13 protein-coding genes are annotated in these 11,668 nt (G+C 67.0%); 9 read left to right on the top strand and 4 right to left on the bottom strand.

Translation table 11 applies throughout. The annotated features are described in order from the left end of the window. Positions 1 to 17: 17 nt before the first annotated feature. From C4S70_RS11215 to C4S70_RS11195, 5 genes are read left to right on the top strand one after another with little or no spacing between them, the layout of a single operon-like run. A complete protein-coding gene (locus C4S70_RS11215) occupies positions 18 to 1,271 on the top strand; it encodes a formate dehydrogenase subunit gamma (protein ID WP_104008195.1) in 1,254 nt (417 codons plus the stop codon). Then, a complete protein-coding gene (locus C4S70_RS11210; protein ID WP_104008194.1) occupies positions 1,268 to 1,909 on the top strand; it encodes a hypothetical protein in 642 nt (213 codons plus the stop codon). The genes C4S70_RS11215 and C4S70_RS11210 overlap by 4 nt, the downstream gene beginning before the upstream one ends. Then, positions 1,906 to 3,189, top strand: coding sequence for a (Fe-S)-binding protein (locus C4S70_RS11205; RefSeq protein ID WP_104008193.1), 1,284 nt, complete (start codon positions 1,906 to 1,908; stop codon positions 3,187 to 3,189). Before C4S70_RS11210 ends, C4S70_RS11205 begins: the two co-directional genes overlap by 4 nt. Then, on the top strand, positions 3,164 to 4,453 hold the full coding sequence (locus tag C4S70_RS11200) for a c-type cytochrome (RefSeq protein ID WP_104008192.1): 1,290 nt from the start codon (positions 3,164 to 3,166) through the stop codon (positions 4,451 to 4,453). Before C4S70_RS11205 ends, C4S70_RS11200 begins: the two co-directional genes overlap by 26 nt. Before the next feature lie 7 nt (positions 4,454 to 4,460). Beyond that, entirely contained in the window at positions 4,461 to 5,339 is an 879-nt protein-coding gene (locus C4S70_RS11195) for a helix-turn-helix transcriptional regulator (protein WP_104008191.1), read from the top strand. Between the two features lie 175 nt (positions 5,340 to 5,514). Here the strand turns inward: C4S70_RS11195 and C4S70_RS11190 are convergent, their stop codons facing one another. Both C4S70_RS11190 and C4S70_RS11185 read right to left on the bottom strand, forming a co-directional pair. Continuing rightward, positions 5,515 to 5,748 (bottom strand): DUF1150 family protein, encoded by a 234-nt coding sequence (locus tag C4S70_RS11190; protein WP_104008190.1) that lies wholly within the window; start codon positions 5,746 to 5,748, stop codon positions 5,515 to 5,517. Between the two features lie 3 nt (positions 5,749 to 5,751). Beyond that, complete coding sequence (locus C4S70_RS11185) at positions 5,752 to 6,165, bottom strand: Hsp20 family protein (protein ID WP_104008256.1); 414 nt, start codon at positions 6,163 to 6,165, stop codon at positions 5,752 to 5,754. A 167-nt stretch (positions 6,166 to 6,332) separates the two neighbouring features. Here C4S70_RS11185 and C4S70_RS11180 point away from each other — a divergent pair, with 167 nt between their 5' ends. From C4S70_RS11180 to C4S70_RS11165, 4 genes are all read left to right on the top strand, one after another. Continuing rightward, positions 6,333 to 6,557, top strand: a complete 225-nt coding sequence (locus C4S70_RS11180; protein WP_104008189.1) for a YdcH family protein — start codon at positions 6,333 to 6,335, stop codon at positions 6,555 to 6,557. Between the two features lie 88 nt (positions 6,558 to 6,645). Then, complete coding sequence (purE, locus tag C4S70_RS11175) at positions 6,646 to 7,134, top strand: 5-(carboxyamino)imidazole ribonucleotide mutase (protein WP_104008188.1); 489 nt, start codon at positions 6,646 to 6,648, stop codon at positions 7,132 to 7,134. Further along, on the top strand, positions 7,127 to 8,203 hold the full coding sequence (locus tag C4S70_RS11170) for a 5-(carboxyamino)imidazole ribonucleotide synthase (protein WP_104008187.1): 1,077 nt from the start codon (positions 7,127 to 7,129) through the stop codon (positions 8,201 to 8,203). Before purE ends, C4S70_RS11170 begins: the two co-directional genes overlap by 8 nt. A gap of 137 nt (positions 8,204 to 8,340) precedes the next feature. Beyond that, complete coding sequence (locus C4S70_RS11165; RefSeq protein WP_104008186.1) at positions 8,341 to 9,855, top strand: YifB family Mg chelatase-like AAA ATPase; 1,515 nt, start codon at positions 8,341 to 8,343, stop codon at positions 9,853 to 9,855. Here C4S70_RS11165 and C4S70_RS11160 read toward each other — a convergent pair. Together C4S70_RS11160 and gshB are read right to left on the bottom strand one after the other, a co-directional pair. Next, positions 9,821 to 10,726 (bottom strand): alpha/beta hydrolase, encoded by a 906-nt coding sequence (locus C4S70_RS11160; RefSeq protein WP_327315462.1) that lies wholly within the window; start codon positions 10,724 to 10,726, stop codon positions 9,821 to 9,823. The two genes, C4S70_RS11165 and C4S70_RS11160, sit on opposite strands and share 35 nt — an antisense overlap. 5 nt (positions 10,727 to 10,731) lie before the next feature. Beyond that, positions 10,732 to 11,667 carry a glutathione synthase gene (gene gshB / locus C4S70_RS11155; protein ID WP_104008255.1) on the bottom strand — a complete coding sequence of 312 codons (936 nt, stop codon included), beginning with the start codon at positions 11,665 to 11,667 and terminating at the stop codon, positions 10,732 to 10,734. Position 11,668: the final 1 nt, after the last annotated feature.

Raw genomic sequence — 11,668 nt, 5'->3', positions numbered from 1 at the left:
GGACCGTGCGGAGCCCGATGGCGACCGTGCCGAACCGCCGCGCAACAGACGAGGACGGCATGATCTTCATGCGCAGGGTCTTGACCTTACTGGCATTGCTGCTCTGGGCAGGGGGCGCGCCCGCGCAGAACGCAACGGCGCCGGACACCGCCGCGGGCGGGGCCCGCGCCACCACGCTCGAGGACATTCTCGCCCGGCAGAAGAACCGCCTGAAAGGCACGACGCAGCGCCTGCCCGACGCCTTGCGCGAGATCGAGGGCAGGCCGGTGCCGTTGCCCGATGGCGATGCGGGCGTTCCGCAACTGGGCACGCTGGGCGGTGCCTCCGATCCCGACCTGTGGCGCGCGCTCAAATCCGGTGCGCAGGCGACACCCTCGTCATCGACCGCACGGGGCCAGCTGATGCAGGTGCTGGGCGAGGACTGGCGGCTGGTGCGGCGGCAATACCTTCTGCGCTATGGCGGCTACGTGCTGCTGGGGATGGCGGCGATCATCGTCCTGTTCCGGCTGATCCGCGGCAAGATCGCGATCCGCGGCGGGCGGTCGGGCAGGACCATCCCGCGCTTTTCGCTCTCGCACCGCATCGCGCACTGGTTCCTGGCCTCGGTCTTCATCCTGATGGGGCTGTCGGGGCTCATCATCCTGTTCGGCCGGCCGCTGCTGGTCGAGTTCCTGGGCCGTGATCTGCTGGTGGGACGGATGGGCATGGACCCGTCGGTCATCGACACGTTGAAATCGGTGAACTCGGTGCTGCTGAGCGCCTCGTTGCAGGGGCATAACCTGTTCGGGCCGGTCTTCGTTCTGGCTTGGGCGATCATGGTGGTCCGCTTCATGAAGGGCAACTTCTTCCAGTGGGCGGATGCGAAATGGATACTCAAGGGCGGCGGTCTGCTGGGCGGGCACGCCAGCTCGCATCACTACAATTTCGGCGAAAAGACCTGGTACTGGATGGTGGTGCTGATCGGGCTGGGCATGTGCGCCACGGGCCTGTTCCTGCTGTTCCCGATGCTCAGCCAGACGCTGGTCTATCACCAGGCGGCAACCCTTCTGCACGCCATCGGCGCGGTGCTGCTGATCGCGGTGGCGATGGGACATGCCTATGTCGGCTCGATCGGCATGGAAGGGTCGATCGATTCCATGCTGCGCGGCGAGGTGGACGAAAACTGGGCGAAGGAACATCACGACCTCTGGTATGAAGAGGTGACCGGCAAGAAGGCCGATCACGCGAACGACCCGGGCGGGGCCGAGGCACAGGCGGAGGGCGCGGCATGACCGTTCTGCAATTCCTCGAAGGGCCGATGTTCTATGCAGCCTTCGCGATTTTCGCGGTCGGCGCGATCTGGCGGGTGGCGGGCATCGTGCGGCTTGGCCGCAAGCCCGATCTGGCGCCGCCCAAGGGCTCGGCCGCGGCAGGCTGGTTCAAGGGCAACCTGCGCCATTTCGTCCCGCGCGGGCTGTTTGCCGAACGCACCTGGATGCACCTTCTGGGCGGCTATGCCTTCCATCTGGGCCTGTTCGTGCTGCTGGTCTTTGCCGCCCCGCATATCGCGTTCTTCGAACGCTTCACCGGGCTGAGCTGGACCGCCCTGCCCCGCTGGGGCTTCATCCTCGCCGCCGAGTTCGCCTTTGCCGGGCTGATCGTGCTGTGGGTGCGGCGATTCTCCGACCCGGTGATGCGGCAGATTTCCGACCGCGACGACCATGCAGGCAGCTGGCTGACCTTTCTGGTGATGCTGACGGGCTGCCTGGCACTGGAAGAGGCGCATGATGCCTTGCGGGCGCTGCACATGGGGCTGGTGAACCTGTGGCTGATCTACTTCCCGTTCTCGCGGCTGATGCATGCCTTTACCTTCGCGCTCGCACGGGGGGCGACGGGCGCGGTTTACGGACGCAAGGGGATGAACCCATGACCGACGCGGCGCTGACGACCCTTCTGGATCAGATGGATGCGGATATCGCATCCTATCTCGAGGCCTGCGTGCATTGCGGCGAATGCGCCGAGGCCTGCCATTTCTATCTCGCGACGAAGGATCCGAAATACACGCCCACCTGGAAGCTGCAGCCGTTGGTCCGCGCCTACAGGCGGCACAAGGCGCCGCTGCGCGGGATCAGGGGCATGTTCGGCCTGCTGCCGCCGGAGGTGACCGAGGACGACCTGCGCGACTGGGAAGAGTTGGTCTATGACAGCTGCACCATGTGCGGACGCTGCACGCTGGTCTGCCCGATGGGGATCGACATCGCCGGTACCATCCGCAAGATGCGCGAGGCCTACGCCGCCGCAGATATCGCGCCCGACGGGCTGAAACAGGCGCGCGAGAACGTGGAAAAGACCTCCAGCCCGATGGGGGTCACCGCCAAGGCGCTGCTGGCACAGGTCAGGCATCAGGAAGAGGAAACCGGCCTGAAGATCCCCGTGGACCGCGAAGGCGCCGATTACATGGCGATCTTTTCCTCGCACGAGATCATGGCCAGCCCCGAGATCATCGGTGCCTATGCGCGCATCTTCGACCGGGCCGGGCTGAGCTGGACGATCTCGACCAAGGCCTATGAGGCGACCAATGTGGGCGTGCAGATCGGCTCGGCGCCGCTGGCGAAAAAGCTGGTCCGGCGCGTGGTGGACGAGGCCGAAAGGCTGGGCGTGAAATATGTCGTCAGCCCCGAATGCGGCCATGCCTATGGCGCGATCCGCTGGGCCGGGCCGAACCTGCTGGGACGGAGCTTCGGTTTCGAGGTCATCCACATCATCGAACTGCTGGACCGGCTGCGGGCCGAAGGCAAGCTTCCCGTGGGCGACAAGGACGGGCGGCGAATGACCCTTCACGACCCCTGCCAGATCGTGCGCCGGGGCGGGTTGCTGAAGGAACCGCGCAACCTGCTGGAAGGGGCGTGCTCGAATTTCGTCGAGATGAAGGGCGCCGGCATCGCCAATCTCTGCTGCGGCGGCGGGGGGGGCGTGTCGGCCAACCCGCGTGCCGAGGAGCTGATGATCGCGGCCTTCGGCGAAAAGCTGAAACAGATCGACGAGATCGGCGGCATCGAGGCGGTCGTGGTGCCCTGCGCCAACTGCCGGGGCGTGTTCGAGGACGGGCTGTTCGAACATGACCGCGACGAGGATCTGGAGGTCATCAGCCTCGGGCAACTCGTGGCGGACAGGCTGGCCGGGGATGCGCCGCCGAAGCCCTCCGAGTGAGACGGTGCGGCTTGCCGCTTTGATCCTGGCGCTCTGGCCGTCGCTCGCGGCGGCGGATTTTTTCACGCTCAAAGGGCATGGCGGCCCCGTCACGGGCATCGCCGTGGCGCCTGACGAGCGCATCGCCACCGCCAGTTTCGACACGTCTGTAGGGCTCTGGACCGGGGACGATCCGCGCTGGTTCGACGGGCACGAAGCAGCGGTGACGGACGTGGTCTTTGCCGGCGGGACGCTGGTGTCGGCCAGCGACGATTTCACCCTGCGCCTCTGGCCTGAAGGGACCGTTCTGGGCCGGCACGGCGGCAAGGTCGCGGCGCTGGCGGCCATTCCCGGCCTTGTCGCCTCGGCCAGCTGGGACGGCACGGTGGGACTCTGGCCGCTGGACGGGCGCGCGCCGAAGCGGTTGCATGGTCACGAGGACGGGGTCAACACGGTCGCCTTTTCGCCGGACGGGCGCAGGCTGTGGTCGGGCGGCAAGGACGGCACGCTGCGGGAATGGGACGTGGCGACCGGGGCGCAGCGGCGTGTGATCCTGCGCCACGGTTTCGGCATCAACCGGATCGTGCCCGCGCGCGATGGACGCTGGCTGGCCTATGGGGCGGTGGACGGGGTAACGCGAGTGATCGACCCCGAAACCGGCGCGCTGCTGCACGATTTCACGCTGGACCGCCGGCCGATCCTGGCCATGGCGCTCGCCCCCGACGGGCGGCGGCTCGCGGTCGGGGACGGTCAGGGCTACATCATGGTCCTCGACACCGAAACCTGGCGTATCGTCCGCGACTTTCGCGCCACGCTGAAAGGGCCGGTCTGGGCGCTGGCCTATTCGCGCGACGGGCGCAACCTGCACGCGGGCGGGCTGGATTCGGCGATGTATTCCTGGCCGGTGGACGAACTGGCCGAGGCGCCGAAAATGGTGACGCCCGCGCGCGCCTCGGCGACCGCCGACAATGGCGAGCGGATCTTCGTCGGGCGCTGTTCAATCTGCCACACGCTGACGCCGGACAGCGGGCGCCGGGCGGGGCCGACGCTCCATGGCCTGTTCGGGCGGCGGGCCGGAACGGTCGCGGATTACCGCTATTCCGTTGCGGTGGCGCGGTCGGGCATCGTCTGGACCGAAGAAAGCGTGAGCGCCCTTTTCGACGAAGGCCCCGACAGTTACATTCCGGGGACCAAGATGCCCACCCAGCGCATCACCAACCCCGCCGACCGCGCCGACCTGATCGCCTATCTGCGGCGCGCCACGGCCCCGACCGAGGACCGCTGAGCCGCGCATGCCCGACTATCTGACCACGCGCGAACTGGCCCAATTGCTGCGCATCGGCGAACGCAAGGTCTATGACCTCGTGGCCAGCGGCGAGATCCCGCATGTGCGGGCAGTGGGCAAGCTGCTGTTTCCGCGGGCCGAAATCACCGCCTGGCTGAACGCCGCGCGCGGCGGGCCCGTCGTGGCCGAACCTCCCCTGCCCCTGATCGTCGCCGGCAGCCACGACCCGCTGCTGGACTGGGCCCTGCGCGAAAGCGGATCGGGGCTGGCCAGCTACTACGATGGGTCGTTCGACGGGCTGACGCGGCTGGCCGAACGGTCCGCACAGGCCGCCGGGCTGCATATTCGCGAAGAGGAAGAGGACGACTGGAACGTCAACACGCTGCGGGCCACGCTGGGTGAAGCGCCCGTGGTTGTGGTCGAAATCGCCCGCCGCCAGCGCGGCCTGCTTCTGGCGCCGGGGGTGTCCGGTATCCAGACCGTCGCCGACCTCAGGGGGCGCCGGGTCGTATTGCGTCAGGACAGCGCGGCCAGCCAGCGGCAATTCGACGATCTGCTGGCCGAACACGGGCTGAGCCGCCGTGACATCGCCCCTCTGGACAGCCCCGCGCGCACCGAAGAGGCGCTCGCCATGGCGCTCCACGAAGGCAAGGCCGAGGCCGGGTTCGGTCTCGGGGCGCTCGCCGGGCTTTACGGGCTTGGCTTCGTGCCCCTCAGCCAGGAACGCTTTGACCTCGCGGTCTGGCGGCGTGCCTGGTTCGACCCGCCCATGCGGAAACTGGTGGATTTTCTGCGCTCCTCCGCCTTTGCCGGGCGGGCGGCGGAACTGGGCGGCTATGACCTGTCGGGGCTGGGGCGGGTCCATCACAACGGCGCCGCGGGCTAGAGACGCGGCTGCACCCCTTTGATCAGCCATTGACGGGTCGTGCCGATTGGACTGCCTTCGCAAGAATGGCGATGGCAAAAAAAGGCGACCGGGCGGTCGCCTTTGCCAGTGAATTCCTCCGCCCGGTCCTGCGGCTTGTCACCCGGTTGCAGCCTGCGACAAGGCTCGGGGTGGCTCAGTGCGCCGTGACCGGCTCGAAATCGTGCTGCTTGGCCAGGATGAACGCCAGTTTCCGATCCGCCACCAGGGCCAGCTGCTGGCCTTCGGCATCGTGCACCGCGTACAGATGGTCGCGACCGCGCGCGCCGGCGCGGATCTCTTCGGGCAGGTCGGCGACGTTCACTTCCTTCACATAGACGATCCGCCGTCCTTCGCTGTTGAAGTTGCTGAAGTCAAACGGTGTGTTCATGGCTTACCCCTTCCTGATCTTGATCGTCTGCACCACGGTTTCAGGCTGTGCCCGGGCAAGATCCACATGCAGCAGACCGTTTTCCAGAACCGCCTCGCCGACCTCGACCCCATCGGCCAGCACAAACATGCGCTGAAACTGGCGCGCCGCGATGCCGCGATGCAGAAACACGCGTCCCTCGCCGTCGTCGCGCTGGCGTCCGCGGATCACCAGCTGCCGATCCTCCACGGTGATCGACAGATCCTCCTCGGCAAACCCGGCCACCGCCAGCGTTATCCGATAGGACCGGTCCGAAGTCTGTTCGATGTTGTAAGGGGGATAGCCTTCGTTGCCGGCCTTCGCCGATCGCTCCAGAAGGCGTTCCAACTGCTCGAACCCCAGAAGATGCGGGTATGAAGCCAGAGTGTGTTTCGTCACGGTTTTCGTCCTTTTGCCAAAGCGACGCATTCGCGCGGCCCCGTTGCGGCAACCGCGTTGAGCTGAATATGGGAAGAATTGAACCTGCAAACAAGGGGGTAGGATGAAACGCGGATTCCGCGTATCCTGTCCGCAATAGCGAACAAGAACCAAAACGAGTCGCTGCCATGAATGCTCCAACCGATCTGTCGATGAAGTCCGAGGAGGTGCTGCGCGTCGAGCTCGAGGTGTTCCGCCAGCAGCATCGCGACCTCGACGAGGCGATCACCGCCCTGCAAGAACGTGGAACCGCCGATCAGTTGACGATCAAGCGATTGAAAAAGAAGAAACTTCTGCTAAAGGACCGGATCGCGCTGATCGAGGACATGCTTACCCCGGACATCATCGCCTGAACGTGCCCGCCCGCGGCGCGGCACCGTATTGCCGTGCCCGGGGATTTGGCTATAGTGCGCGCTCATTTTCCGGGCACGGGGGCGCGACATGGCCGACATCCGCGTGGGGCTCATCATGGGCAGCCAGTCCGACTGGCCGACCATGAAGGAAGCCGCAACCATTCTCGACGAACTTGGCGTGGGCTACGAGGCCCGCATCGTTTCGGCTCACCGCACGCCGGACCGGCTGTGGGACTATGGCCGCAGGGCGGTCGAACGCGGTTTGCAGGTCATCATCGCCGGCGCCGGCGGGGCGGCACACCTGCCGGGCATGATGGCCTCCAAGACCCGCGTGCCGGTGATCGGCGTGCCGATCCAGACCCGCGCGCTGTCGGGGGTGGATTCGCTCTATTCGATCGTGCAGATGCCCAGGGGCTTCCCCGTCGCCACAATGGCGATCGGCGCGGCGGGCGCGGCCAATGCCGGGCTGATGGCGGCGCAAATCCTCGCGCTTCAGGACCCCGTACTGGCCGGGCGGCTGGACGATTGGCGCGCCGCCCTCTCCGCCTCCATCCCCGAGGTGCCGCAGGATGACTGATCCCCTGCCCACCGATTCCGTCATCGGCATCCTGGGCGGCGGGCAACTCGGCCGGATGCTGTCCGTCGCCGCCTCGCGGCTGGGCTACCGCTGCCACATCTTCGAACCGGCCGCCAACCCGCCGGCGGCCCATGTGGCCGAGACGGTCACCAATGCGCCCTACGACGACGCCGCGGCGCTGGCGGATTTCGCGGCCTGCGTCGATGTCATCACCTATGAATTCGAAAACATCCCCACCTCGGCGCTGGACCTGCTGGAATCCCGCCGCCCGATCCGCCCGGGGCGCGAGGCGCTGCGCGTGAGCCAGGACCGCCTGACCGAAAAGACCTTTCTGAACGATCTGGGGCTGCAGACGGCCCCCTTTGCCGACATTCCCGACCTTGCCAGCCTGCGCGAGGCGCTCGACCGTATCGGCACGCCCGCGATCCTGAAAACCCGCCGCTTCGGCTATGACGGCAAGGGCCAGGTGCGCATCGACGCGGACACCGACCCCGCCGCCGCCCTGTCCGAACTGGCCGACGCCCCGGCGATCCTCGAAGGTTTCGTTTCCTTCAGCCATGAAATTTCGGTCATCGCCGCGCGCGGACTCTCGGGGGACGTCGCCTGTTTCGACCCCGGCGAGAACGTCCACCGCGACGGTATCCTGCGCACCACGACGGTCCCGGCCCGCCTCTCCTCGGCCCAGAGGACGGACGCGATCCTCATCGCCTCGCGCATCCTCGAGGCGATGGATTACGTCGGCGTGATGGGGGTCGAACTCTTCGTCACGCCGCGCGGTCTTGTCGTCAACGAAATCGCGCCGCGCGTCCACAATTCCGGCCACTGGACCCAGCAGGGCTGCACCGTCGATCAGTTCGAGCAGCACATCCGCGCCATCGCCGGCTGGCCCCTGGGCGATGGCCGCCGCCATGCGGATGTCGTGATGGAAAACCTGATCGGCCACGATCTGGACCGCCTGCCCGATCTTGCGCGCCAACCGGACACCGCAATCCATCTCTACGGCAAGGCCGAAGCCCGCCCGGGCCGCAAGATGGGCCATATCAACCGTGTAATCCGCCCAACACCCTGACGCTCCTGCTTCTTTCTGGTCTCAAATACCCAAGACGCAACGCCGGCCCCGCATACCGACCTCGCCTCTTTTGCATTAACCTTTCCTAAACCCCTCGCCCGTTAACCAGTTTTGACAAACCGGGCGAGTAGGCAGGGATGATCGCACGCACCTATACCGTCGCGTTCCAGGGGATCGAGGCCCGCCTTGTCGAGGTGCAATGCGCCATCTCGCCGGGCCTGCCGGCGTTTTCCGTGGTCGGCCTGCCGGACAAGGCCGTGTCCGAAGCTCGCGACCGAGTGCGCAGCGCGCTCACCGCCATGGCCGTCGCCCTGCCTTCGCGCCGGATCACCATCAACCTGTCGCCCGCCGACCTGCCCAAGGAAGGCAGCCATTTCGACCTGCCCATCGCGTTGGCTCTGTTGGCCGCGCTGGAAATCATCCCCGCGGAAACCGCCGAAAACACGGTCGCGCTGGGCGAGCTGTCGCTCGACGGCACGCTCGTGCCCGTTCTCGGCGCCCTCCCCGCGGCCCTGACCGCCGCCGAAAGCGACCGCCGCCTGCTGTGCCCCCGCTCATCGGGGGCCGAAGCCGCCTGGGTGGGGGCAGCCGAAGTCATCGCGCCGGCCTCGCTGGGCGAAACCATCCGCCACCTGACGGGCGATGCCCCTCTCGCCCCTGCCGCACCGGGGGAGGTCAGGTCCGATCCGGCCACACGCGATCTGCGCGACGTCAAGGGACAGGAGCGCGCCAAACGCGCGCTGGAAATCGCCGCCGCCGGGCGCCACCACCTCATGCTGGTCGGCACGCCAGGTTCCGGCAAATCCATGCTCGCCGCCCGCATCCCGGGCATCCTGCCGCCGCTTTCCCCGGCCGAGGCGCTGGAAACCTCCATGATCCATTCGCTGGCCGGCCTGCTGAAAGAAGGCGGCATTAGCCGCGCCCGCCCCTTCCGCGAACCGCACCACACCGCCTCGATAGCCGCCATCGTCGGCGGCGGGCGCGGCGCCAAACCGGGCGAAATCAGCCTGGCCCACAACGGCGTGCTGTTCCTCGACGAATTCCCCGAATTCTCTCGCACCGTTCTGGAAACCCTCCGCCAGCCGATCGAAACCGGCGAGGTCATCGTCGCCCGCGCCAATGCCCATGTGAAATATCCCTGCCGCTTCATGCTGGTGGCGGCCGCCAATCCGTGCCGGTGCGGTTATCTCAGCGATCCCTCGCGCGCCTGCGCCCGCGCGCCCGCCTGTGGCGAAGACTACCTGGGCCGGATCTCCGGACCGCTTCTTGATCGGTTCGATCTGCGCATCGAGGTGCCCCCCGTGGCCTTCTCCGATCTGGACCTGCCGCCCTCGGGCGACAGCTCTGCCACCGTCGCGGCCCGCGTCGCGGCTGCCCGCGCCGTGCAGGCGACGCGGTTCGCCGCCCATCCCGAGCTGCACCAGAACGCCGATGCCGAAGGCCGGCTGCTCGAAGAGATCGCCACCCCCGACGCAGAGGGGCGCGATCTGCTGACGCGAATGGCCGAACGGTTCGGACTCTCGGCGCGCGGCTACCACCGCGTGCTGCGGGTGGCGCGAACGATCGCCGACCTCGACGGGTCGGAAACCGTGCGCCGGCCGCAAGTGGCCGAGGCGCTCAGCTACCGCCTGACAGCGCTGGCAGCCGCGTGATCCAGTCGGCCAGATCCCGCATCGTCGCCCGCCCTTCGGGCAGGATCCGGGCGAACAGCGGCCAGACATGCGGCAGGCGATCTCCGATACGGACCTCCACCGCGACCCCCTGCGCGCGCAACCGTTGGGCCATCCGGCGCGTATCGTCCAGCAGGATCTCGGTCGTGCCGGCAGTCAGAAACACCGCAGGCGCGCCGGCGAAATCGGCAAACAGCGGCGAAGCCCGTGGATCGGCCGGATCGGCGGACCGCAGATACATGCCGACCAGTTCCGCCGCCCGCTGCGCCGGCAGCATCGGGTCCGCCTGCGCGTTGGCGCGAAAGCTGTCCCCGGAAAAGGTCATGTCCGTCAGCGGCGAAAACGCAAACGCACCGGCCGGCATCGGAGCGCCGGTCCGACACAGCTCTCCCAGCAGCGCCAGCGCCAGCCCGCCGCCCGCGCTGTCACCGCCGATGATGACCTTGCCCGGCGCCACGCCTTGCGTGATCAGCCCGTCGAAACAGGCCCGCGCATCCTCGATCGCGGCGGGAAACGGGTGTTCCGGGGCCAGGCGATAGTCCGGCAGGCAGGCGCTTGCCCCGGCCAGGCGCGCCAGCCGCACGAGCATTGCGGCATGGGTCCGCGGACTGCCAAAGACATACCCCCCGCCATGGAAATACAGGATCACCGGCGCGCTCTCCGCCTCATGGACCCACAGCGCGGGAACCCCGCTTTCGCCTAGACGATCCCACCCCAGGCGCGCATCCCGTGGCATGCCGAACCAGAACCGGGCCTTGCGTTCGAACCGTTCGCGAATTTCCGCCGGATCCTCGACCCGCGCAAGATAGGGCTTTTCCATCAGGCGCAGGCCGAGATTGACCAGCGGACGCATGACGCTCACCCGACCCGCGCCTCCACCGCATCCCAGATCATGGCGGCGACATTGATTCCGTCGAACCGCTCCAGTTCCTGAATGCCCGTGGGCGAGGTCACGTTGATCTCGGTCAGATAGTCGCCGATGATGTCGATGCCGACAAAGACCTGACCCTTTTCGCGCAGGAGCGGCCCGATCGCGGCGCAGATTTCCCGGTCGCGATCCGTCAGGCCAATCTTTTCGGGCCGCCCGCCCACATGCATGTTCGACCGGGTCTCGCCCGCCGCCGGCACGCGGTTGATCGCCCCGGCGGGCTCGCCGTCCACAAGGATCACGCGTTTGTCGCCATTGCTGACATCGGGCAGGAATTTCTGCACGATCAGCGGCTCGCGCGAAAATCCGGTGAAAAGCTCGTAAAGCGCGCTCAGGTTCCGGTCGTTCTGATCCAGGCGGAACACACCGGCGCCGCCATTGCCGTAAAGCGGCTTCAGAATGATGTCCCCGTGCCTGTCCTTGAAGGCCCGGATCGTGGCCAGATCGCGGGCAATGGTGGTGGGCGGCGTCAGGTCGGGAAAATCCAGCACCAGAAGTTTTTCGGGATAATTGCGCACCCAGAACGGATCGTTCACGACCAGCGTCTGTCCCCGGAGCCGGTCCAGAAGATGGGTCGACGTGATGTAATGCATGTCGAAAGGAGGATCCTGGCGCAGCCACACGACGTCGAAATCGGCCAGATCGACCTCTTTCTGCTCGCCGAGCACCGCCGGTTGCCCCACGACCCGCTGGATCTGCATGAAGTGCCCGCGCGCCGTGATCCGCCCCTCCTGATAGGCGAGCTGGTCGGGGTCATAATAGAACAGCTCGTGCCCCCGGTTTTGCGCTTCTTCCGCGAGCCGGAACGTGCTGTCGGCGTTGACGTCGACGGACAGGATCGGGTCCATCTGAAAGGCAATCTTCATC

This window comes from Jhaorihella thermophila (assembly GCF_900108275.1).
Lineage (GTDB): Bacteria > Pseudomonadota > Alphaproteobacteria > Rhodobacterales > Rhodobacteraceae > Jhaorihella > Jhaorihella thermophila.
The sequence above is the reverse complement of the archived record's forward strand: the minus strand, read 5'-3'. Positions and strand labels throughout refer to the sequence as shown.